Here is a 23,972-nt window from a genome sequence, read left to right as displayed (position 1 = left end):
CTCAAAAAACAACACCAATGAAAATTCTGTCATATGTTCTTGCAGCACTTTTGGCTCTAAGTTGCGGGTCGACCAAGATTGTGCAAACAACCAATGTTTCCCCTGAAACAAAAAAAACAACCAAGCCAACAGAAACTTTTACCGATGCAGAGCGTATTGGTGAAATGATGAATTATTTGGCGAGCAACGACCTCAAAGGAAGGGAGGCCGGTGGCGACGGCATTGAAATGGCAGCGACATATATTGAAAACTACTTTAAATCCTACGGGCTCAAACCATATTTTGAAACGTACCGCGACACACTTTCCAATTTTAAGAAGCCTGCCTACAATATTGTGGGTGTTGTGGGGGGCAACGACCCCGATTTAAAGGATGAATTTATTCTGATAGGCGCACATTACGATCATATTGGGGCCATAAAGCCCGAAAATGGTGATTATATTGCCAACGGAGCCAATGACAATGCTTCAGGTACAACTTCCGTTTTGGAAATGGCACGGTATTTTGGAACACAAAAAACGAACAAGCGGACACTTATTTTTGCTTTGTTCAGTGCCGAGGAGAAGGGTTTGTTGGGCTCCAAGCACTTGGCAAAAAAATTAAAAGAGCAGGATTTGAACCTATACACCATGCTTAATTTTGAAATGACCGGTGTTCCCATGCGGGACAAGGATTATTTGATGTATGTCACTGGATACGAAATGTCCAATCTTGCGGAAATCAGTAACGATTATGCTGGTGAAAAGTTGGTGGGTTTTTTGCCGACTGCAAAGGAGTTCAACCTGTATCAGAGGTCGGACAATTATCCGTTCCATGAAGAATTTGGAGTGCCTTCCCATACATTTTGCACTTTTGATTTCACCAATTTTGCGTATTATCATAAAGTTGGGGATGAGGTTTCCCTGATGGATTTTGACCATATGGCCGCTTTGGTGAACAAAACCATTCCGGTGATTGAAGGGATTGCCAATGCTCCATCGCAAGAAATCAAATTAAAGTAATAGCATATTTTCGAACAATCCGATCGTAGGTCGGAGTGAGAAAACCAAAATACAGTATGGCAAACATTATTATTACGGGTACGAGTAGGGGAATAGGATTTGAGTTGGTAAAACTTTTTGCCCGTGAAGGGCATCAGGTATTGGCGCTATCACGTAATGAAGGACCCGTAAAAGCATTGAAATTGCCCAATGTGCAAACGTTGCCCTTTGATTTGGGCAATCCTGCCGATTTTGAAAAGCTCAATAAATTTTTGGAACAATGGCATGTAGTGGATGTGCTTATCAATAATGCAGGTCGGTTTTTGGGCAAACCATTTTCGGAAACCACGACGGAGGAATTTGAAAGGGTTTACAAAGTAAACGTGTTCGGAGTAGCTGAAATCACAAAGACCATACTTCCAATGATGGGACAGGAGGGTCATGTGGTTACCATAAGTTCCATGGGCGGGGTGCAAGGCAGCATGAAGTTTCCCGGGTTGTCTGCCTATAGCTCCAGCAAGGGCGCCGTAATTACATTGACCGAACTCTTGGCCGAAGAATACAAGGAAACCGGCCCAAGTTTTAACGTGTTGGCCTTGGGAGCCGTGCAAACGGAAATGCTGGAAGAGGCCTTTCCGGGGTACAAAGCTCCTGTAACTGCATTGGAGATGGCCACTTATGTGAAGGAGTTTGCATTGACCGGGCAGAAATTATACAACGGAAAAATGTTGCAGGTGAGCAATAGTACGCCTTAGGTTGTTCGCTCTTATGTTGTTAGCAAATCGGAGTCCAATATACATTCTCAAGTAAAAATTCTTTGAAGGTCATGGTTTTGGGCTCGTCGCTTTTAGATTTTATCTCGAACCTTGCCTTTTCTTTGTTCCATTGCATAAGAACGGACATACATTCTAGCTGGGAATAGATATCATAGGCATTTTTTAATATGTTCAATTTTTCCGATAGTTCATCAAAAGAATCAAAATAGCCCATTGAGTCCTGTCCAACCAATGCATTTTCGATAAACTTTCTGTCATCAATATGGATACTTTCATAGTTTTTTTTCAACAAATAGGTTAAGGTGCTATCATCAATAATTTTGTTGGCCATGTATTCTATTTCTTTTATGTACTGGACAGGTGTGTTTTCATTTTCTTGTGAGTAGCTATAGGAGATTACGGAGTCCTTTTGTTCTTGTAAGATTCCAAAAGGAATAAGTTGTAATGTGAATTTGGTATCAGTTCCAAATCTGGGTATCTCAACATCCAAGAAAAATACCGCATAATCGGAGCTTATGTTTAGCTCTTCTTTTAAAAAGGTGTGAATACCGAAGTTCTCGGGTAGGATCTTTCCCAAATCTTTATTGGATGAGATGGATTTTCTATACTCGCACAAGAATTCTTCCTTTTGTAAAAAGGTATAAATGCCATTGGTATCTTTGTATGCACCTATGGTGGAGCTGCATGTGCATCCACAGGTAGGAAAGCTGCCCCATACTCTCAAATAACCGTTCTTTGAGTCGTCAATTTTATTGTACTCAAGAATACCATCCTCATTGGGTTCAAACAACGAATAACAGTTTTGAACCCTTTGCCATAATTGTTTTTCAAGATTGGTTTTGTTTTGACATACGACGATGTGCGGTAAAACAAAAAGAAGTAGCAGTAATATGGTGTTTCTCATGACTTCTCCATTTGTGGAAAAGTAAAAAACATTTTGAGCATTGGATGAGGTTAATTGACGAATGCCTATTTTCGTTTGACGAATGATGGAAACTACCCTACAAAAATACCTCCCAGAGCTTGCGGTGGCTCCCTGTTTTGAACTCATCAAAACCCATGGAGTGCATCTAAAGATTGTAAACCATCGAGTTACCCGGCATGGGGACTACCGAAGATTACCGAACGGTCTGCATCTTATTACCGTAAACGCTTCCCTCAACAAATACCGGTTTCTTATTACGCTCGTCCACGAGATTGCGCATTTGGTCGCCTTTGAAGCCTATGGTCGTCGAATAAAACCACATGGAACCGAATGGAAGCGTACCTTTCAGCACTTAATGGTTCCTTTTATCAGGCCAGAGGTGTTTCCAACACAGCTATTGCCCATAATAGCGAACCATTTTAAAAACCCGAAAGCAAGCAGTAGTACGGATGCCAGGTTGTCCATTGCACTAAAGGCTTTTGATGAGGAAGAAAGGAAAAACAGTTATGTGTACGAACTACCAACAGGCAGTGTTTTTAGGTTGTACAACGGCAAATTGTACAAAAAAGGAAAGAAGAAAGTAAAACGGTACGAATGTGTGGAATTGTCCACTGGCAGGTTATATTTGTTCCAACCAAACGCAGAGGTCGAGTTGGTGCAAGATGTAACGGGATGACCAACATTTTAAATTAGATCATAGTAAAATGAACAAAAATTATTATGCAGTTTTAATGGCAGGAGGAGTTGGATCACGGTTTTGGCCGGTGAGTACATCATCCAACCCAAAACAGTTCCACGATATGTTGGGAACGGGCAAGACCCTGATTCAAAAAACGTTTGATCGGTTGAACAAGTTCATCCCCACCGAAAACATTCTGATCCTCACCAATGAGCGTTACAACGACTTGGTGCTGGAGCAATTGCCCATGGTAAAGCAAGACCAGGTGGTTTTGGAACCCGCTATGCGAAATACGGCACCCTGTATTTTGTATGCATCGCTAAAGATTCAAAAAATGAACCCAAATGCGGTAATGATAGTAGCGCCCAGTGATCATTGGATTGAAGATGAGGCCGCCTTCGAAAAAGATGTCATTGCATGTTTTGATAAATGTGAAAAGGAAAATGCACTTTGTACTCTGGGAATTCAGCCTACTTTTCCCAATACAGGATTTGGTTATATCGAATTTGAAAAAAGAAGTGACGCCCAACTAAAAAAGGTGTCCCAGTTCAGGGAAAAACCGGATTATGAAACCGCAAAGGACTTTTTGGCACAGGGAAACTTTCTTTGGAACGCAGGAATATTTATGTGGAGCGTGGAAACCATAGTCGAAGCCTTTAAAAAATACCAGCCGGGCCAATATCAACTATTTGGAGAGGGTATGTCCTGTTACAATACAGGTGAAGAAGAAGCCTTTATTCAAGAGAACTACGCCAAGGCGGAAAATATCTCCATTGATTATGCTATCTTGGAGCGATCCCAATCCATTTATACCCTTCCGGCAACTTTTGATTGGAACGATTTAGGTACATGGGGCGCGCTGTACGATAAACTGGAGAAAGACGAAAACGAGAACGCAGTGGTAAACGCCCAGACCCTTTTGGAAGATGCAAAAGGAAATATGATTCGTTCCCCAAAAGGAAAGGTAGTGGTTGTGGACGGTCTGGAAGACTATATTATTGTGGATAAGGAAGAAGTGCTCTTGATCTATCCCAAGGATAAACAACAGGACATTAAAAAAGTATTGACCCAAGTGAAGGACAAATTTGGAGATCAATTAGCATAGCATATGACCGAAGAACAAAAAAAAGAAGCAGAGACCACGGCTCCGAACCAAGATAGTGGGGACGAGGTAAAAAAGGATTTTAAAGGACTTTTGGGCAGTGTGCGCAAGTTCCTTTCGGATCTGTTGGAAATCCGTTCCAATACAGATGCCGCCGCTACCAAAGAATCCATAATAGCGGATATCCCCTTTAAGAACCACACCACATGGATTTTGGTGTGCTCCATTTTTATTGCATCCATTGGTCTGAATGCCAACTCAACCGCAGTGGTAATCGGTGCCATGCTTATTTCCCCTTTAATGGGTCCCATTTTGGGAATGGGCATGTCGTTGGCCATTAACGATATTGATACTTTGCGCAGATCGCTCAAGAATTTCACCGTAATGGTGGTACTTAGCGTGATTACCGCATTCCTGTTTTTCTATTTTTTCCCATTACGAGACGAATCTTCGGAATTGTTGGCGCGAACCAAACCCGATATCCGGGATGTGCTGATTGCCTTTTTTGGTGGGCTTGCACTCGTGATCGCACGTGCCAAAAAAGGAACCATTGCCAGTGTTATTTTTGGTGTGGCCATTGCAACGGCTTTGATGCCCCCTCTTTGTACGGTAGGTTTTGGATTGGCCATCGGTAAGCCATGGTATGCTGCAGGGGCGATGTACCTGTTCATCATCAATACCATTTTTATAGGACTGGCCACCTTCTTGGTCATCAAGTTTTTAAGGTTTCCCATGGTGCGGTATGCCAATTCCCAGCGCAGAAGGCTAATTGCCCGTTTGGCATCCATTACCGGTATTTTGGTGATGATTCCGGCCGGATTTACCTTTTACAATGTGTTTCAGGAATCACTTTTTATGAAACAGGCACAGAGCTTTTTAAAGGATACGGTTGAGATATACCAGTTTGATGGTGCGGGAAGATATGTGGACAACCTCACCAAATTGGAGTACGTGGACGATGGAACTTCAATAATCGAAGTGGTTTTTATGGGGGATGAGCTGGTTCCCGAAAACATAATCAATACGTGGAGAACACAAAAGAACGAGTACAACAGGCTAAAAGATGCCGAACTGCACATCATTCAAGGCGGAAGGGACGATTCCGAAGAGAAGTTCAACTACGTGAGTGAACTTTACGAAAAGAACAAGGCCGAACTTTTGAACAAAGATGAGCAAATCAGATTGCTTGAAGAAGAATTGGCCATGTTGACCAAAAATGTAGGCAATCAGATTCCTTTTCAAAGCATAAGTGCAGAGGCAAAGGCGAATTATGAAAATATTGATGCCTTGGGATTCTCCTACCAGATACGCACCGATTTTAAGAAAATGGATACTGTTCCTGTTTTTGAGGTGGATTGGAAAAGCGGTGTGAGTTCAGACCAAAAAGAGGCGGACACCAAAAAAATGCTGGCTTGGTTAAAGTTGCGGCTTCAAGATTCCACTTTGGTCATTAAAGAGGCCGAATAAGCTTTCGTTTTATTTTTTGAATAGCATTCCAGAACCTGGAATGTCACTGTTTTCATTCCAAGCAGGTACCCAAAAATGGGTTGTCGAACCTTCGTCGGCTTCATCAAAATCATAATAGCCAACATCCAAACGTAAGGAGGTCCACGGACCTTCGTGCATCTTGTTGAGGTATTCAATTGGTATGGCCATTTCCATTTTCGCTCCTGTTTGGGTTTTGGTCAGTGCGGACTCGACTTTTACGGGCAAGGAGTCTTCATTGTAGATAGGGTTTTCTTCTTTGAAGGTTCTCAAAAAAGCCAGCCAATCGCGACCCCTTCCCGCTCCTGCACTAAAAGCACTGGTTCGTTGGGGTCTGGCATCAAGCCTAACAACTATGGCATCCTGCTCCCAATAAGAGCCTTCTTCATTGGTGTAAAAGTTATTGTCCTTTACATCTACGGCCACATAAAAATACCTGTCGTCATAAGCTGTGGCAAACTTCATTTCAAAATCTTCTTTCCCATCAAAATCAAAAGGGGAGCCATCCATATGCTCTACCTTGATCCATTTAGAATTGTCCCATTCCTTCAATTTTCCATCCACTTTTACTTTGGAAATTTCTTCTGTTTCATATTTAAAGAAGGGTAGAAAATTCAAGGTTGAAGAGAATTCAACGTTTGGTTGATTTTCAAACAAGTAGGTAATGTCAGCTTCCACTTTGATGGGAGAAAGGTCTTTTAGGGCTTTGCCATGTACATTTTCGATGGCCAAATCAAAAACGGCCATATCGTTGGGTTCCACAATAAAATCGGTCTCTTTAAACTGATAAAACAGTTCATCGTGGGCGATACCTTTAAGTTGCACTCTCATTTTTGTATCGGAATCGTTGGTGGTCCTTACTTGTGTGATGCTATTTTTGGCATTTGGCTCATTTTCATAAACAGGTTCTATTTTAACGGGAAAAGGGCGGTTCCGAACCAAATCAACAATTTCTTCGGTCACTACATCTTCGTCCCAGATTCCGTCCAAGAACAAATTGGCCAAAATGGGTCCCTCTTCTGTCATTGTGACCCAAACTACATGGTCAAATTCGCCGTACGCCTTTCCTCTAAGCTGACTTCCGCCCCCAGTGGTTGCCAAGGCAATATATTTACCATTGTTTCTTTGTGTTTTCCAGTATCTGTGATAGTGTCCTGCAAAAACGTTGTGAGGTCTGTCCTGAAGCAACTTTTCTACATCTTTCCACCTTTTTGTGTCGTTTTGGACCCAAAGGGGTTGATGTAAAAAGGCCAATGTCCATTTAACATCTTTGTTTTCTTCCAATACTTTTTTGATGTATTCATATTGTTCATCATCAATAGTTCCTTTTCCCGCACCACGTAAGTTGTCTTCAGAATTTAAGCAAAGGAAAAGCACATCTTTATAAACAAAATGATAGTAGGACACCCCGAACATTTCTTCCCATTTTTCCTCCATAACCTCATTGGTGATGTCATGGTTTCCGGGCACATAAAAAAATGGAGCCTCGAGTTGGGATATAAAACCATTAAACTCCTTCCATTCTTCATTCAATCGAACTGTATCACGCGTATATCCTTCAATAAAATCGCCAACGCTCATTACAAACTCGGGTTGTAATAAGTTCAACTTTTTAATTCCTGTTGGAAAAACACCAGGCCGGTGCCCCCCAGTTCGGTCTGTAACGACAGCAAATTGGAACTGTTCAGGGGATGCATTCCAATCGATATGGTTCCAAGGTTTTTGTTGTGTGGGGATATCGATGTAGATCGTAGGTTTGTCTTGGGCCAAGACGGTTGTGAGGGACAAAAGGGTAAGGGTAAGGAAATAAAAACGTGGCATGGTTGATTTTTAACGAAAATTGAGGATTTTTCGTTAAATAAACCGAAGGTTCAAATTAAGGTTGGGTTAATATTTATTTATGAACAGGCTACGCTACAACTCAATTTCTTTCTTCGATATACATTTGTCGAACTTTTTTGAACAACTCGGAGGAGTACACAAAATCGGTCACCGCTTGATTGTCTGTCTTAAAGATTTCCTTGTTGGTACCTTCCCATTCCTTGTGCCCATTTTTTAGGAAAAGGATTTTTTCCCCAATTTCCATTACCGAGTTCATGTCGTGGGTATTTATGATAGTGGTGATGTCGTATTCCTGGGTGATTTCATGGATTAGGTTGTCGATCAGGATGGCCGTTTTTGGGTCGAGCCCAGAGTTGGGTTCATCACAGAACAAGTATTTTGGGTTCATTACAATGGCTCTCGCAATGGCAACACGCTTTTGCATCCCCCCGGAAATCTCAGCAGGAAACCTTGTATGTGCATCGACCAAGTTGACCCGCTTCAAAACAAAATCCACACGATCTTGTTTTTCTGATTGGGACTGTTTGGTGAACATGTCCAAAGGAAACATCACATTGCCCTCTACCGTCATGGAATCAAAAAGGGCACTCCCCTGGAATACCATTCCCATTTCCTGTCTTAGGTTTCTTTTTTCTTTTATAGAAAGCTCGGAATAGATTTGGCCATTGTAGCAAATGTTTCCATCATCGGGCTCAAAAAGGCCCAACAGACATTTTAAAAAAACCGTTTTTCCAGAACCACTTTGGCCAATGATCAGGTTGGTCTTTCCTTTCTCAAAAGTTGTCGATATTCCCTTGAGTACGTGATTGTCCCCAAACGATTTGTGTATGTTTTCTACCTCTATCATTAGCCCAACAATAATTGTGTTAAAATATAATTCACGATGATAATAACAACACTGGTCCAAACAAACGATGTGGTACTGGCCTTTCCCACTTCCAAAGCCCCGCCCGTCATGTAAAAACCATGATATGAGGGCACCGTGGCGATCACAAAAGCAAAGACTACCGATTTTATCAGCGCATAGGTGACGTGGTACGAATTAAAATCCATTTGAAGGCCTTGTATAAAATCACCGCTTGGGGCAAAACCACCGAATACGGCGGCGACCCATCCTCCTAAAATACCGACGAACATCGAAATCGCGACCGCGAAGGGGTATAACATAATCGCTATAATTTTTGGGAATACAAGATAATTCAAGGAGTTGATGCCCATCACTTCCAAAGCATCAATTTGTTCCGTAACACGCATGGTGCCAATGCTCGAAGTAATATAGGAACCCACTTTTCCTGCCATTATTATGGAGGTGAAGGTCGGGGCAAATTCCAGTATCACGGATTGCCTTGCTGCAAACCCGATAAGGCTTTTGGGCAAAAGAGGGTTGGTTAGGTTAAGTGCGGTCTGTATGGTGACGACCCCTCCAATAAAAAAGGAGATGAAAATAATGATGCCCATGGCCCCAAAGACCAGTTCATCAACTTCCTTGAGGATCAAGGTTTTCATTATGCGCCACTTCGTAGGCTTTTTAAATACTTCCCAAACCATGATGAAGTATTTTCCAATCGCTTCTAGGTATTTCATGCGTTTTTTGGACTTGAGATGATAAAAATAAGAATATTGTGCAGCTTTTAACCTTCATTTAAATTTTAAAACAGGATAAATGAATAGTTTTGCCCTAATTTGATTAAACCCATAACATGAGAACAACCAACCTTATAGTTTCCCTTTTAGCATTGTGCATGATCAGCTTTTCCTACGGTCAGCGAAGAAAAAAGAACGATGAGCAAGTACAACCGCCAGCACCTATTGCACAAACCCCGAAACTGGTCGTGGGCATAGTGGTAGATCAGATGCGTTACGATTATCTGACGCGTTTTTGGAATCAGTATGGCGAAGGAGGCTTTAAGCGATTGGTAAACGAAGGGTTTAATTGCAAGAACAATCATTTTAATTACGCCCCAACAAGTACAGGGCCCGGGCATACCTCGGTTTACACAGGAACCACACCATCCATGCACGGGATTATCGGGAACGATTGGTTCGATAAGGAATCCGGGGAAGAAGTGTATTGCGCAGGGGATGACAGCTATAGTTCGGTGGGCACTACCTCCGATGCTGGACAAATGTCTCCGCACCGAATGCTGGTAACCACCGTTACCGATGAGTTGCGCCTGCATACCCAAAAAAGGGGAAAAGTAATAGGTGTCGCCCTAAAAGACAGGGGAGCCATACTTCCAGCGGGCCATACCGCAAATGCAGCATACTGGTTCGAGGGCGGACAGGACGGCAATTGGATAACAAGCTCTTACTACATGGACGAGCTGCCGCAGTGGGTGGCCAATTTTAATGCTTCGGATAAGGCGGAGACCTATAAGAAGCCTTGGAATACCTTAAAACCCATCGAAACCTATGTGGAAAGCGGTTTGGATACCAATAATTATGAAGGATTGCAAAAAGGGGAGACCACCAATGCCTTTCCCCATGATCTTCCTGCCATTTGGGATCAAAACGGACAGTTCGACCTCATAAGAAGGAGTCCTTATGGAAATAGTCTTACAGCTGATTTTGCTTTGGCCGCTTTGGAAGGTGAAGATTTGGGAGCCGATACCATAACCGATTTCTTGGCCATCAGTTTTTCTAGTACGGATTATGTAGGACATTTTTATGGGGTGAATTCCAAGGAGATAGAGGATACCTATATACGATTGGACCAAGATCTGGCCCGTATTTTTTCTACGTTGGACGAGAAGGTGGGCAAAGGTGAGTATACCGTGTTCCTTACCGCTGACCATGCAGCTATTGATGTTCCATCCTATTTGATGGATTCCAAGATTCCTGCAGGATATCTGGACATGAACGGTATGAAAACAAAGTTTGGGGAGTTTCTTCAATATAAATATGGAACAACGGATGTGGTTAAGGATCTTTCCAATTATCAATTGTTTTTGGACCATAAAATATTGGCCAATTTGGATATCGACCTTGATGATGCCCAAGAGGAAATCGCACGGGAATTATTGACCTACGATGGTATTGGCCAGGTCTATACGGCCCATCAAATGTGGGAGAACGAATACACCAAGGGAATACCTTATATTTTACAGAACGGTTACAACCAAAAACGCTCCGGCGATGTTCTTCTGGTCCCAAATGTGGGCTATATTTCGTACAGTAGAACGGGTTCCACGCATGGTTCTGCCCAAATATACGATACCCATGTGCCGTTGTTGCTGTATGGAAAGGGCATCAAACAGGGAAGTACGGTAAACCGCACGGAGATTCCCGATATCGCACCTACCATAGCCGCTTTATTGGGCATTGCGTTCCCAAGTGGAACTACGGGCCGGCCTATTGGGGAGGTTTTGGAGTTTAAATAGAATTAAGTTTGGACCAAATTCCCTTCCAACGGTAGCTCCTTATAAACTTTCCTTCTTTTTTGGAAACGTATCTGGGTTGTTGTTGGAAGAAAGCCTTGAGGTAACCCAAAATAGCTTGGAAGTACAATATTGGGCTTTTGGCCTGCAAAGCCATTTTAAGGGCAGCTATTTTAGTAAGGACGATTCCGTAACGCATTTTGTAAAATGCTTCGCCTTTGGTCTGATAATTTTTGGAACTGTATCCATGTCCTGTCGGGCGGAGGTGTTTTACATGAATTTCTGGGAGTGTAATGGTTTCAAAACCGTGGTATTTGGCCAGAAGCGTGTCCACAGTATCCCAACCCACTCCCGGACGTAGACCGTCGATTTTTTCAAAGCAGGCTTTGTGATAGAGTTTAATGGGTCCCCGGATATGATCTTTATCCGCAATATTTTCATAGATCCATTCATCCTCCTTTTTTATGTAGAGAAGTCCCGAGCACATGCCCAATTTCCAATTGGCCTGAAATTGGTTGACGATAAGTTCAAAATAATTATTGGGCAGTACGATGTCCGCATCAAATTTGCCGACGAGATCATATTCCGAAGCGTGTGCCAAGCCAAAATTGAAGGTGTCCACCACCTTTTTGCCAGGTATATGCTCATCGGTTGAGTTGCGCTGAACGACTTTTATCCAGTCGTATTTTTGTGCGTAGTCTTTTGCAATGGTAAAAGTATCATCAGAAGAGTTGTCGTCCACTACAATCACTTCATTGGGCAAATAAGTCTGGGCCACAAAGGAATCCAAGCAATCCTTTAAAAAAGAAGCTTCATTATGTGCTGGAATAACAATACTGATACGCATTGGCTAAAATTCCAAAAATCCCGGGACTTATCCCAAATTAGTTTTAAGTTTAGTAGTCAGTAGTCAGTAGTCAGTAGTCAGTAGTCAGTAGTCAGTAGTCAGTGGGGTAACCCTTGTGATGCTAAAATCCGGAACTCGGTCAAACCAGAAAGGACTCCTTAACACGCTCAGAAGCAGAAACTATATTTCTCTTTCAGCATAAACAATATAATACCTATTGGTAAAATACCGCAATATGGGACGTATTCCGATTTTTTTGGTGGGGTTGGTCCATTTGGCCGAATCCTTGATGGTCCAACCGGCTTTTTCCAAGAGCCAATCAAATTGCCAATCCTCGAACTCGTGATAGTGGCGGTCCCAAGGGTCCGTCTTGCTGCGGTAAGCTGGTGAAAACCATAGTCGCATAGGTATGCTGGCCACCAATTTTTTTGCTTTTACCTCTTTTAAAACATTCAGGGGGGCCACCAAGTGTTCAAAAATCTCAAAGGCGGTTACCACATCGGCATCCGATTGCGCCACATGTTCAAAATCCACGTCAAGATCTTCTCCGGTCGTATTTGTAACCGAATACCCATTGGACTTCATTATTTCTGAAAATGGATTTTCGACCCCAAGGTCCAAGATGGATTCCGAAGGGTCAATATGTTTTTGCAAGAACACTAGCGTATGCTTGTATCGCTTGTTCGGAAAGTTGTTTTCATACATGGGCTAAAATTCCAAAAAACAAATCACAAATCCCAAATTAGTTTTAGGTTTAAGTATTCAGTAGTCAGTATTCAGTAGTCAGTGGTCAGTGGTGGGCGTATTGAATTTGAACTTGATACTTGAGCAAGCTGTTCTAGATCAACATCTATAAACAATCGCATTCACGTTCATTCCGGCACCGACACTCGCAAAAATTACAACGTCTCCTTTTTTTACTTCATGTTCGGGCAGTTTTCCTTTAAGTACCATATCATAAAGTGTAGGTACCGTAGCTACGGAACTATTGCCCAAATCCTGGATACTCATGGGCATAATGTTTTCGGGAACGTTTTTTCCGTAGATTTTGTAAAACCTTTTGATGATGGCCTCATCCATTTTTTCGTTGGCCTGATGGATGAAAATCTTTTTAACATCATCAATATCAACACCACTATCATCTAGGCAGGAAGCCATGGCCTTTGGCACATGGATACAGGCAAACTCATAGATTTTACGACCTTGCATTTTAATGTACCGTGTGTCCTTGGAGGCTGAGGGACTGTTGGATTTATCAAAATAGAGATAATACGCTTCCTCATTGGCGTACGTTACCGATGCATGGGACAAGATTTCCCCATTGGATGTATTGGCTTCGAGTATGGCTGCTCCTGCGCCATCGGAAAAAATCATGCTGTCGCGATCATGGCAATCTACTACTCTGGAAAGCGTCTCACCGCCGATTACCAAGCATTTTTTGGCCATACCACTTTTAATGAACGCAGTGGCCTGAATCATACCTTCAATCCAGCCAGGGCAACCAAAAATAAGGTCGTAGGCCACACATTTTGGGTTTTGAATCCGTAGTAGGTGCTTTACCCTAGTTGCTAAGCTTGGAAGCGTGTCCCCTTGTATTTTTCCGAGGGTAAGGTCGCCAAAATTATGCGCGAAGATTATATAATCCAGTTCTTCCTTATCCACTCCGGCAGTTGCAATGGCCTCTTCGGCAGCCAGAAAACCGATGTCCGATGTTTTAAGATCCGGTTTGGCATACCTTCTATTGGCAATGCCGGTAATAGCCTCAAATTTTTCAATGATCACATTGTTCTGCTGTTCAAAGGCCGATCCATCGGTTTCCATGAACTTGTTGTGCAAAAAATCTTCGTTCTTGGTAATTATGGAAGGGATATGACTTCCGGTACCTGTTATGCCAATTTTCATGTTGTGCGGAGGTTTTACAATACAATTTAAGGTATTGAATCATTAATATTATGCATGCATAATAAAATATACAATGTTCAAAAGGTAACTTATATATTATTGGATACGAAAAAGCCTTGGTCTATTTCTAGAATCAAGGCTTTTTACTAATGTTTATGATGCTTTTTACGCTTCTATATAATCTTCAATAGGCGCACAGGTACACATTAAATTACGATCCCCAAACGCTTCATCCGTCCTTCGAATACTTGGCCAAAATTTGTTTTCGGCGATATAGGGCAGTGGAAAGGCTGCCTTTTCCCTGCTATATGAATGTTCCCAGGAATCGTTGGTGACCATTGCCAAAGTGTGCGGCGCATTTTTTAAGACGTTGTCCGTATCATCGGCGGAAGCCTCGTCAATTTCTGTTCTAATGGACAACAATGCATTGCAGAAGCGGTCCAGTTCGGCACGGCTTTCGCTTTCGGTCGGTTCTATCATCAATGTTCCGGCCACTGGGAACGATACCGTTGGCGCGTGGAAGCCATAATCGATAAGTCGCTTTGCGATATCGGTCACCTCAATGCCATTTGCTTTGAACGGTCTGCAGTCTATGATCATTTCGTGGGCGGCGCGTCCTCGTTCACCTGCATATAGCACGTCAAACTTTCCTTTTAAACGGTCTTTAATGTAATTTGCGTTTAAAATAGCCGTTTTGGTCGCATTTGTGAGTCCTTCCGAACCCAACATTTTAATGTATCCGTACGAAATCAAACAAACCAAGGAACTTCCCCAAGGTGCAGATGAAATTGCGGTAATCGCATTATCGCCACCTGTGGGAATCACGGGGTTGGTGGGTAAAAATGGTTTCAATTGTTCGGCAACACAAATAGGTCCAACACCAGGTCCTCCGCCACCATGGGGGATGGCAAAAGTCTTGTGCAGGTTCAAATGGCAAACATCGGCCCCAATGGTCGCAGGATTGGTCAACCCAACCTGGGCGTTCATGTTGGCGCCATCCATATATACCTGACCGCCCTTGTCGTGGATAAGTTTGGTAATCTGTTTTATGGATGATTCAAAAACTCCGTGGGTGGAAGGATAGGTGACCATCAATGCAGCCAAATTTTCTGCATGTTGCTCCACTTTTTCTTCCAAATCGTTCAAATCGATATTTCCTTTTTCATCGGTTTTGGTCACAACGACCTTCATTCCGGCCATCACGGCCGAAGCTGGATTGGTTCCGTGAGCCGAAGCAGGAATCAAACAAATGTTTCGGTGTGCTTCGCCCCTGGATTCGTGGTAGGCTCGGATGACCATAAGTCCCGCATACTCTCCTTGCGCCCCTGAGTTGGGTTGAAGTGAAGTAGCCGAAAACCCTGTGATCACATTGAGTTGTTCCTCCAAAGATTTTAGAACCGTTTGATAGCCTTCAGCCTGATTTAAGGGTACAAAAGGATGAATATTGCCCCATTCTCCCCAGCTCAATGGCAACATTTCCGATGCGGCATTCAGTTTCATGGTGCAGCTTCCCAAAGAGATCATGGACTGGTTCAACGCCAAATCCTTGCGCTCCAATTTTTTGATATAACGCATCAACTCCGTCTCTGAATGATAGGAGTTGAAAACTTCGTGCTCCATAAATGGAGCTTGTCTTTGTAGGTTTGACGGGATTCTTACTTCGCTATCCTTTTCAACGAAAAAATCTTCTTTGTTTCCTGTAAAGTGCGCGAATAATTTTGTCAATTTGATGACATCCTCATCGGAGGTGGCTTCGTTCAAGGAAATTGAAATGGTTTTATCGTCAACATAATTAAAGTTAATGCTGGACGATTCCGCCATCTCCTTTAATTTGGCTGCATCTCCCACTTCAATCTTCAATGTGTCGAAAAAGGAATTGTTCAATTGCTTTAGTCCGAGCTTTTCAAGTGCCGTTGCAATGTTGCAGGCCTGTCTATGGACTTTGTTGGCGATATATTTTAAACCTTCGGGGCCATGATAAACGGCATACATACCTGCCATTACGGCCAATAGTACTTGTGCGGTACAAATATTTGAGGTCGCCTTGTCCCTTTTTATGTGTTGCTCCCTTGTTTGAAGGGCCATGCGCAGTGCATGGTTTCCGTCCGTATCTTTGGTGATACCGATAATACGTCCCGGAATGCTTCGTTTGTACTCTTCTTTGGTGGCGAAGAACGCGGCGTGCGGTCCACCATAGCCCAATGGAATCCCGAAACGTTGCGTGGTGCCCACAACGGCATCCACACCCCACTCGCCGGGCGGGGTCAACATGACCAAACTCAGAATATCGGCAGCAACCGCTACCTTTATTTCATTTTCCTTGGCTTTCTCCACAAAGGAGGCATAGTCGTTTACTTGCCCATGCTTTCCGGGATATTGCAACAAGGCACCATAAAATTCATCTGAAAAATCAAACGTCTCATGGTTATCAACAACGAGCTCTATCCCCAGAGGAATGGCTCTTGTTTGCAATAAGCTTAATGTCTGCGGCAATATTTCTTCGGATACAAAGAATTTTACAGCACCATTTTTTTTCTGCTGACGGCTACGAAGCTCGAACAACATGTTCATTGCCTCTGCTGCTGCGGTACTTTCGTCCAAAAGCGATGCATTGGCGATTTCCATTCCGGTAAGGTCGGCGATCATGGTCTGGAAGTTCAACAGCGCTTCCAATCTACCTTGGGCAATCTCTGCCTGATATGGCGTGTAAGCGGTGTACCATCCCGGGTTTTCCAAAATGTTTCTTTTGATGACCGATGGGGTCAGGGATTCATGGTACCCCAATCCGATATATGTTTTAAAAACCTTGTTTTTCTTGGCCAGTTCGTTCAGGTGGCTCAGGAACTCATGTTCGCTGATACCTTCGGGCAGGTCCAATGGTTTTTTAAGTTTGATGTCATCGGGAATGGTCTCATAAATGAGCTGTTCCATACTTTCCACCCCAATGGTCTCGAGCATGTGGGGCAAGTCTCTTTCTGTGATGCCAATGTGTCTGGCGGCAAAAACCTCTGTGTTCATGTTCAATCCAATAAAGTGCACAAAATTAGGGATTAATTCAATGAAAATGGCCAATTTTGATGGTCTCTGGGGCAAAGTTGTTAACCACAAATTAACCTTGGGGGCAAAGCTTGATCTTTTACCTTGATGCGCACCCTAAAAGCTATTTTCGATTTTTACTTGGACGCCAGTGTACATGTGGCCATTGCTGTGATTTCTATGGCGGGCGTCACCTTTCATTTATTGGGAAGTTCATCGGATATCAATCTGATGGGGTTCATTTTTTTTAGTGTGATCGTGTGCTACAATTTTATTAAATATGGGGTAGAGGCCTATAAATATCTGATTGTTTCCAATGCCTATCACAAAATCATTCAACTGTTCAGCTTTGTCTCCTTTGCCTTCGCCATTTATTTTTTGTTGAAATTAGATAAAGCTATCTGGATGGCGACCCTAGTTTTGGGTGCTTTGTCCGCGCTGTACGCCGTGCCTTTGTTGCCCAGCGCCAAAAACTTGAGGAATTTGGCAGGGTTAAAGATTTATATCGTAGCCTTTGTTTGGGCCGGTTTTTCGGTCTTATTGCCTGTTTTGGATGCAAAAATAGCCTTGGACTGGGATTTTGCAGTAACCTTTATCCAAAGGATGTTATTGGTTCTGGTGCTGATTTTGCCTTTTGAAATAAGGGATTTACAATGGGACGACAAAAGTTTGAGGACATTTCCACAGGTCTTTGGTATAAAAAACACTACCAGATTAGGTATTGGATTAATTCTGATATTTTTCTTGATGACGTTTTTGAAAGACGAAATCCATCAAAATGAAATCACATTGCGGCTCATTTTGTCCATAGCACTTATTTTAGTGCTGGTTTCAAAAAAGCGAATGCAGTCCAAATATTTTGTGATGTTCTGGGTGGAGGCGATACCGATTTTTTGGTTCTGTTTGTTCTGGTGGACAGAGAATTATTTTTAAAGTTTATCTTCCAGATGCCTCTTCATTTTCTTCTTGTCGTCATCTGAGAGCATGGTCAGTCCGGCCCTGTCGCACAATGAGGTCAGTTCGCCGTTCTTTTTGGAATAGCCGCGACATACCTTGCAGTACAGCAGGTGGAAGCGAAGTTTTACGATGTCCCAAAAACTAGCTTCCTTGTACTGGGATTTGTCGCAGATACACGATGCCTCTTTACATGAAATCTTCATACCTAAAACCAATTTTCGTTTAAACAGCCCATGAGCGATGTTCTTGCCCTGTGGACCATTACCCACAAGTTGGACGGATTAATATCCAATTCATTACAGATATCCTCGGTGCTCATTCCCTGAATGGTCTTTAATTTAAATACCATGGCCTGTTTTTTGGGCAGTTTTGCAATACAATCTTGGATCGCCGAGCCCAACTCTTCATTTTCCATCACATTGTCCCCATCTCTGCTATAAGGGTCGGCGACCTGTTGTTCCAGCCAATCCCCTTCGGCATCGGTATCGGAACTATAATTGATGCGTACTTCGGCCTTGCCCTTTTTGGAATTTATTTTTCGGTAATGATCTATGACCTTTCGTTTCAAAATAGAAACTAACCAAGTTCTTTCTGCGGCATCACCTTTAAAGTTTTTGGCGGAATTTAAACCTGCGAAAAAAGTTTCCTGTACCAAATCCTTGGCAATTTCAGCATCGCTCACACGCGATACCGCATAGTTGAACAGGTAGTCCGCATATAGGTCGACCCAATTGTCCGGTTGAAGTTTGTGATTGGCCATATTCTTATCGAATTACCAAATGTAATGGTTTTTGGACATATATTTCCGAGGTTAAAAACGAGTTAGACGTTTCCTTGATAGCATACTAACAGGGAGCATTTGGTATTAACTGTTTTTGGCAGTCAATCATTTTCTAATTATTGGTCTCCAAAAGTCCAGCACGTTCCAACAATGCATTAACGTTCGGTTCGGCTCCACGGAATTTTATATAGAGATCCATTGGATTTTCGGTACCACCCTTGGAAAGTACGTTCTCCTTGAACTTATCTGCGACAGTCTTGCTAAATATCCCATTTTCCTTGAAATATGCAAAAGCGTCCGCATCCAATACCTCTGCCCATTTGTAACTGTAATAGCCTGATGAGTATCCTCCCTGAAAAATGTGTGCAAAAGAGGTGCTCATGCATGTTTCTGGGGTTTCGGGGAACAAGTTTGTGCTTTCAAAAGCTGCTTCTTCGTATGATTTTACATCCTTGATGCCTGATGGATTTTTCCCGTGCCATGCCATATCCAAAAGTCCAAAGCTCAATTGGCGAACCGTGGCCATACCTTCTTGAAAAGTAGCGGATTCTTTTATTTTTTCCACCAATTCCATCGGGATCAATTCCCCGGTTTCGTAATGATGTGCAAAAAGTTCCAAAGCCTCTTTTTCGTAGCACCAATTTTCCATCACCTGACTGGGCAGCTCTACAAAATCCCAATATACCGAAGTGCCCGATAGGCTAGGGTAAGTGGTGTTCGCCAGCATCCCATGCAATGCATGCCCGAATTCGTGGAACAGGGTTGTTACCTCGTTAAATGTGAGCAACGATGGTTTTGAGCTGGTAGGTTTGGTAAAATTACAGACGTTGGAAATGTGGGGTCTGCTGTTTTTGCCGTTCAAAATGTACTGAGGTTTGTAGGAGGTCATCCAGGCACCTCCTCGTTTTCCTGGTCTAGGATGGAAATCGGCATAAAACAAGGATATGAAGTTGTCGTTTTCATACACCTCAAAGGTTTTGACTTCTGGATGGTATTTGTCCACGTTGTCAACCTCTTTAAAGGTGAGTCCAAAGAGTTTTTCAGCAACTTTGAACACCCCATTGATCACATTTTCAAGTTTAAAGTAGGGTTTCAACTTCTCATCATCCAGATTGAATAATTTTTGCTTTAATTTTTCGGAATAGTAGGCGCTGTCCCATTTTTCCAAACGGTCGATGTTGTCCAATTCCTTGGCATAGGCCTCCAGTTCGGCAAATTCCCTTTCCGCTGCCGGTTTGGCTTTGTCCAAAAGTTCGTTCAAAAAGTCTTTTACTTTTTCCGGGGTCTCTGCCATACGCTCTTCCAGAACAAAATCGGCATGGGTTTCATATCCCAAGAGATTGGCTCTTTCGTGACGCAAGTTAACGATGCGCTTTACGTTTTCCTGGTTGTCCAGCTCATCATTGTGGAAACCCTTGCTACCGAAGGCCATGGAAAGTTCCTTGCGCAATTCCCGGCTCTTGGCATATTTCATAAAAGGTATATAGCTCGGATAGTCCAATGTAATCAGCCAACCTTTTTTATCCTTGGATTCCGCCAGTTGGGCAGCTGCTTCTTTGGTGCCCTCGGGAAGACCTGCCACATCTTTTTCATCCGTTAGCAACATTTCGTACTTGTTGGTCTCTGCCAATACGTTTTCTCCAAATGTGAGTTTTAACTTGGATAGTTCGGCATCAATCTCGCGAAGACGTTTTTTGTTCTCCTCCTTCAAGTTGGCCCCGTTTCTGCTGAAATTCTTGTATTTCTTTTCAAGAAGGGTCTTCTGTTCGGTAGTCAGATCCAGAGAGTCACGTTGCTCATAAACGGCTTTTACCCTTGCAAAAAGACCTTCGTTCAACGTAATATCGTTGCTGAACTCTGATAAAATTGGTGATACTTCTTGGGCTATTTTCTGAATCTCTTCGTTGGTCTCCGCTGAATTCAGATTGAAAAATATACTGGAGATACGGTCCAATTGCTGTCCGGAAAAATCCAAGGCCTCTAATGTGTTTTCGAACGTAGGGGCTTCAGGGTTGTTCACAATATCATCGATTTCCTTTTTGGTATCCTCGATGGCCTGAAGAAAGGCAGGCTTAAAATGTTCGTTTTTTATTTTGGAAAATGGAGCCTCATTAAATGCCTCCAATAATGGATTGTTCATAGTTGTTGCTTCTGTTCTTTGTTTTTTAAACGTATCACGGCCCAATCACTCAATAAATAGGCAAAACCGATAATGGATGAAATTACGGCCATGGTCAATGGGGCGTAACCTCTTATGGTTGTTCCATAGGTTTTTCTGTTCATGGCGGCGATGGCCTCTTCGGAATATTCGTTGAGGTCCACAAAACCGTTTCCGTTCAAATCGTATTTGCTGGCATAATCCGAAATGAACTGCCAGCGTATTTCAATGAAAATTAAAAGGGCGGCATAGATGGTAAATACCAAAAGGCCACTTTTCCAGAGTCCTTTTAGGTATGGATTGTGCACTTTTTTTAGCGTGAAGCCAAAAAAGGCAATGGCGCAAATCCCCAACAATATGCCGATTTGATTATAGTTCATAACCAAAAATGATTTTCTAAAAGCTCTTTTTTACTTCTTCGGCACCTTTGATGACTTTTTCCTTGAGGCCTTCTTTATAGGAGATGATATTGTTCATAATCTCGCTGTTGGAACTACCGATAATCTGCGCCGCAAGTATTCCAGCGTTTTTGGCCCCGTTCAGGGCAACAGTGGCCACGGGAACACCCCCCGGCATTTGCAGAATGGACAAAACGGAATCCCAACCATCAATGGAATTGCTGCTTTTTACGGGAACCCCGATAACAGGTAGGGGAGATAACGATGCCACCATGCCCGGTAAATGGGCTGCACCACCTGCTCCTGCAATTATTGCGGAATAGCCATTGGTGTGTGCGCTCTTGCTAAAGCTGAACAGTTTTTCGGGCGTTCTGTGGGCGGAGACAATATCCACATCCACTTCTACGCCCAGTTCCTTTAATATGTCGATGGCGTCTTGCATAACGGGAAGATCGCTCGTACTTCCCATGATCACGGCTACTTTGCTCATATCAATTTTTTATTAGGTTGATAATTAGTTTTATCATGATTTCCTTCTGATTTGGGTCGCTTTGTGCTATCAGTAGAGATAAGGCAACTAATGTATTTTCAGAGATTTTGCTATCCCCTGTTTTTTTAAATAGAAAATCATTTTGTTGTAGATACCAAACAAAAAGTAAGGCACCTATTCTTTTATTTCCATCGGAAAAGGGATGGTTTTTTATTATAAAATATAATAAGTGTGCCGCTTTTTCTTCAATGGATGGATATAATGATTGGCCATCAAAGGTTTGTTCTATATTACCTATTATACCTTTAAGGGAGTGGTCTTTTTCATTACCAAATAAGTTAGAGGCTTCTTTGAGAGACATTAACTTGGTCTTTAAGTTTTGAATTAGCTTCTTCGCTTCAGAGTACTCTATTTGATAGTGTATTTTTGAAGATAGGTTGTCGCTGTCCAGTCTATCTTCATCGAATTTATTGAGTATGATAAATGACTGGGTGTATCTTGTTAAAATCTCAACAAATCCTTTGGCTTCAATTAATTGAAGCTCCTTTTTGGATTGAAATGAGTGTGTTAAGAGTTCAATTGTGCTCTCCAGTTGTTTTAAATTGCTTTTATATGTCTGTTTTAATCTTTTTTCGTTTAAGGTGTATCCGTTGATTAGATGGTCTTTAATTAATTTGTTGGCCCATATTCTAAATTGTGTTGCCCTATTTGATTTTACACGGTAACCGATTGAAATAATTACATCGAGACTAAAAACGTCTATATTTCTTTCTACAAGCCTGCCACCTTCATTTTGGTGAACTGTTGCTTTTTTTGCAACGGTTGAGTCCAAAATCAACTCCTTCTCCTTGAAAATATTTTTTATGTGTCTTGAAACGACAGATTTATCCCTTTCAAATAATTCAGAAATCTGGTTTAGCGAAAGCCAAACTGTGTCATCACTAAGATTTACTTGAATCTCTGATTTTCCATCTTCGGTCTTATAAATTTTTATACTAAAGGACATTTTATTGCTTTGTAACCACTTTAATGGTTTCCTTTACTTGCTGTGCCACTTCCCTGGCCCTAACCATGTTCTCGTCCACAATGGTCACGTGGCCCATTTTACGAAACGGTCGGGTTTGTTTTTTGCCATAAATATGCGGTGTAACCCCATCCATTCCCAATATTTCTTCGATGTTTTCATACACTACCTCTCCAGTATGTCCTTCGGCTCCCACCAAGTTAACCATAATTCCGGCTACTTTGCTATCGGTTTTTCCCAATGGAAGGCCCAAAATGGCACGGATATGTTGCTCAAATTGATTGGTATAGGCGGCTTCAATACTGTAGTGCCCACTATTGTGCGGTCTTGGCGCGGATTCGTTGACCAAAATTTGGTCGTCCTTGGTCTGGAACATTTCTACGGCCAGCAGTCCTACGTGCTTCATGTGCTCGGAAACCTTCAAAGCCACTTCTTGGGCTTTTTGGGCTACGGCGTCATCAATCCGAGCGGGACAGATGACATATTCCACTTGATTGGCCTCGGGATGAAATTCCATCTCAACTACGGGATATGTTTTTACCTCGCCTTTGGCATTTCGGGCCACCACGACCGCCAATTCATTTTTAAAATCTATCATTTTCTCGGCAATGCACTCCACATTGGGCAGTTCCTTGAGGTCCTCCATCTTTCTAACGACTTTTACCCCCTGTCCATCATAACCAAATTGGGCGCTCTTCCAAACAAATGGCAGCGAAAGTCCGCCATTGTTTATGCTGTCCTCAATTTCGGAAGTGTAGGCAAAGCGGGTAAAGGGAGCGGTTGGAATACCATGGTCGGTATAGAACAACTTCTGTACGGCCTTGTTCTGGATGGTCCTTAATGTTTTGGTTGGCGGATAGACCGTGATTCCTTCGTCCTCCAGCTTTTCAAGGGCGTCCACGTTTACATTTTCAATCTCTATGGTGAGCACATCCACATCTTTCCCAAAGTCGTAAACGGCATCAAAATCCATTAAACTGCCCTGCACAAATTCGTTGCATGCTATTTTGCAGGGAGCTTCGGCCGAAGCGTCCATAACCTTGGTCTGTATGTCCCATTTTCTGGTTTCGTAGAGCATCATTTTGCCTAGTTGTCCACCACCTAAAATTCCCAATTTAAAGTCTGAAGAGAAAAATTGCATTGATTTGTAAATTGAATGTGGGCAAAAATACATGAAATCCACGAGGGTATAAAAGATGTAAGGTTTTAGCAG

The 23,972-nt window shown here is 42.6% G+C and carries 22 protein-coding genes; 7 read left to right on the top strand and 15 right to left on the bottom strand.

Features of this window, described 5'->3' with window-relative positions:
* The first annotated feature begins 17 nt into the window (after positions 1–17).
* Both GVT53_RS13845 and GVT53_RS13840 read left to right on the top strand, forming a co-directional pair.
* Positions 18–1,001: a M28 family metallopeptidase gene (locus GVT53_RS13845; protein WP_166249103.1), complete on the top strand. Its 984-nt coding sequence runs from the start codon at positions 18–20 to the stop codon at positions 999–1,001.
* A 56-nt stretch (positions 1,002–1,057) separates the two neighbouring features.
* Positions 1,058–1,735 carry an SDR family NAD(P)-dependent oxidoreductase gene (locus GVT53_RS13840; RefSeq protein ID WP_166249102.1) on the top strand — a complete coding sequence of 226 codons (678 nt, stop codon included), beginning with the start codon at positions 1,058–1,060 and terminating at the stop codon, positions 1,733–1,735.
* A gap of 19 nt (positions 1,736–1,754) precedes the next feature.
* Here the strand turns inward: GVT53_RS13840 and GVT53_RS13835 are convergent, their stop codons facing one another.
* The gene (locus GVT53_RS13835; RefSeq protein WP_166249101.1) at positions 1,755–2,660 is read right to left on the bottom strand and encodes a hypothetical protein; all 906 of its coding nucleotides are present in this window, start codon (positions 2,658–2,660) and stop codon (positions 1,755–1,757) included.
* Positions 2,661–2,745: 85 nt separating this feature from the next.
* Here GVT53_RS13835 and GVT53_RS13830 point away from each other — a divergent pair, with 85 nt between their 5' ends.
* Genes GVT53_RS13830 through GVT53_RS13820 form a run of 3 tightly spaced genes read left to right on the top strand, consistent with a single transcriptional unit; the run spans position 2,746 to position 5,929 of the window.
* Positions 2,746–3,357, top strand: coding sequence for a SprT-like domain-containing protein (locus tag GVT53_RS13830; RefSeq protein ID WP_166250497.1), 612 nt, complete (start codon positions 2,746–2,748; stop codon positions 3,355–3,357).
* Positions 3,358–3,385: 28 nt separating this feature from the next.
* Positions 3,386–4,465, top strand: a complete 1,080-nt coding sequence (locus tag GVT53_RS13825; protein ID WP_166249100.1) for a mannose-1-phosphate guanylyltransferase — start codon at positions 3,386–3,388, stop codon at positions 4,463–4,465.
* 3 nt (positions 4,466–4,468) lie between these two features.
* The gene (locus tag GVT53_RS13820) at positions 4,469–5,929 is read left to right on the top strand and encodes a DUF389 domain-containing protein (RefSeq protein WP_166249099.1); all 1,461 of its coding nucleotides are present in this window, start codon (positions 4,469–4,471) and stop codon (positions 5,927–5,929) included.
* Positions 5,930–5,938: 9 nt separating this feature from the next.
* On the opposite strand, the gene GVT53_RS13815 is transcribed toward GVT53_RS13820, so the two are convergent.
* The 3 genes from GVT53_RS13815 to GVT53_RS13805 all read right to left on the bottom strand — a co-directional run bounded on the left by GVT53_RS13815 (position 5,939) and on the right by GVT53_RS13805 (position 9,373).
* Positions 5,939–7,768: a sugar-binding protein gene (locus tag GVT53_RS13815; RefSeq protein ID WP_166249098.1), complete on the bottom strand. Its 1,830-nt coding sequence runs from the start codon at positions 7,766–7,768 to the stop codon at positions 5,939–5,941.
* A gap of 100 nt (positions 7,769–7,868) precedes the next feature.
* Complete coding sequence (locus GVT53_RS13810; protein ID WP_166249097.1) at positions 7,869–8,636, bottom strand: ABC transporter ATP-binding protein; 768 nt, start codon at positions 8,634–8,636, stop codon at positions 7,869–7,871.
* Positions 8,636–9,373, bottom strand: coding sequence for an MlaE family ABC transporter permease (locus tag GVT53_RS13805; RefSeq protein WP_166249096.1), 738 nt, complete (start codon positions 9,371–9,373; stop codon positions 8,636–8,638). Before GVT53_RS13805 ends, GVT53_RS13810 begins: the two co-directional genes overlap by 1 nt.
* A 116-nt stretch (positions 9,374–9,489) precedes the next feature.
* Between GVT53_RS13805 and pafA the strand changes: the two genes are divergently transcribed.
* Positions 9,490–11,169: an alkaline phosphatase PafA gene (gene pafA, locus GVT53_RS13800; RefSeq protein ID WP_166249095.1), complete on the top strand. Its 1,680-nt coding sequence runs from the start codon at positions 9,490–9,492 to the stop codon at positions 11,167–11,169.
* On the opposite strand, the gene GVT53_RS13795 is transcribed toward pafA, so the two are convergent.
* From GVT53_RS13795 to gcvP, 4 genes are all read right to left on the bottom strand, one after another.
* Positions 11,162–12,013: a glycosyltransferase family 2 protein gene (locus tag GVT53_RS13795; RefSeq protein ID WP_166249094.1), complete on the bottom strand. Its 852-nt coding sequence runs from the start codon at positions 12,011–12,013 to the stop codon at positions 11,162–11,164. The two genes, pafA and GVT53_RS13795, sit on opposite strands and share 8 nt — an antisense overlap.
* Positions 12,014–12,193: 180 nt before the next feature.
* Positions 12,194–12,718 (bottom strand): class I SAM-dependent methyltransferase, encoded by a 525-nt coding sequence (locus GVT53_RS13790; protein WP_166249093.1) that lies wholly within the window; start codon positions 12,716–12,718, stop codon positions 12,194–12,196.
* A gap of 138 nt (positions 12,719–12,856) precedes the next feature.
* Entirely contained in the window at positions 12,857–13,915 is a 1,059-nt protein-coding gene (locus GVT53_RS13785) for a 3-oxoacyl-ACP synthase III family protein (RefSeq protein ID WP_166249092.1), read from the bottom strand.
* Positions 13,916–14,080: 165 nt separating this feature from the next.
* Positions 14,081–16,933: an aminomethyl-transferring glycine dehydrogenase gene (gene gcvP / locus GVT53_RS13780; protein WP_166249091.1), complete on the bottom strand. Its 2,853-nt coding sequence runs from the start codon at positions 16,931–16,933 to the stop codon at positions 14,081–14,083.
* Positions 16,934–17,059: 126 nt separating this feature from the next.
* Between gcvP and GVT53_RS13775 the strand changes: the two genes are divergently transcribed.
* Complete coding sequence (locus GVT53_RS13775; RefSeq protein ID WP_166249090.1) at positions 17,060–17,884, top strand: UbiA prenyltransferase family protein; 825 nt, start codon at positions 17,060–17,062, stop codon at positions 17,882–17,884.
* Here GVT53_RS13775 and GVT53_RS13770 read toward each other — a convergent pair.
* The 7 genes from GVT53_RS13770 to GVT53_RS13740 form a co-directional block, all read right to left on the bottom strand.
* Positions 17,881–18,111, bottom strand: a complete 231-nt coding sequence (locus tag GVT53_RS13770; protein ID WP_166249089.1) for a hypothetical protein — start codon at positions 18,109–18,111, stop codon at positions 17,881–17,883. The two genes, GVT53_RS13775 and GVT53_RS13770, sit on opposite strands and share 4 nt — an antisense overlap.
* Positions 18,112–18,113: 2 nt before the next feature.
* Positions 18,114–18,668 (bottom strand): sigma-70 family RNA polymerase sigma factor, encoded by a 555-nt coding sequence (locus GVT53_RS13765; RefSeq protein ID WP_166249088.1) that lies wholly within the window; start codon positions 18,666–18,668, stop codon positions 18,114–18,116.
* A 133-nt stretch (positions 18,669–18,801) separates the two neighbouring features.
* A complete protein-coding gene (locus tag GVT53_RS13760; protein ID WP_166249087.1) occupies positions 18,802–20,829 on the bottom strand; it encodes a M3 family metallopeptidase in 2,028 nt (675 codons plus the stop codon).
* Positions 20,826–21,227, bottom strand: a complete 402-nt coding sequence (locus tag GVT53_RS13755; RefSeq protein WP_166249086.1) for a hypothetical protein — start codon at positions 21,225–21,227, stop codon at positions 20,826–20,828. Before GVT53_RS13755 ends, GVT53_RS13760 begins: the two co-directional genes overlap by 4 nt.
* A 16-nt stretch (positions 21,228–21,243) precedes the next feature.
* Positions 21,244–21,735: a 5-(carboxyamino)imidazole ribonucleotide mutase gene (gene purE, locus GVT53_RS13750; RefSeq protein WP_166249085.1), complete on the bottom strand. Its 492-nt coding sequence runs from the start codon at positions 21,733–21,735 to the stop codon at positions 21,244–21,246.
* Position 21,736: 1 nt separating this feature from the next.
* Positions 21,737–22,741: a virulence RhuM family protein/type II toxin-antitoxin system death-on-curing family toxin gene (gene rhuM / locus GVT53_RS13745; RefSeq protein WP_166249084.1), complete on the bottom strand. Its 1,005-nt coding sequence runs from the start codon at positions 22,739–22,741 to the stop codon at positions 21,737–21,739.
* Position 22,742: 1 nt separating this feature from the next.
* On the bottom strand, positions 22,743–23,900 hold the full coding sequence (locus tag GVT53_RS13740; protein WP_166249083.1) for a 5-(carboxyamino)imidazole ribonucleotide synthase: 1,158 nt from the start codon (positions 23,898–23,900) through the stop codon (positions 22,743–22,745).
* Positions 23,901–23,972: the final 72 nt, after the last annotated feature.

This window comes from Flagellimonas oceani (assembly GCF_011068285.1).
In the GTDB taxonomy this organism is placed as follows: domain Bacteria; phylum Bacteroidota; class Bacteroidia; order Flavobacteriales; family Flavobacteriaceae; genus Flagellimonas; species Flagellimonas oceani.
The sequence above is the reverse complement of the archived record's forward strand: the minus strand, read 5'-3'. Positions and strand labels throughout refer to the sequence as shown.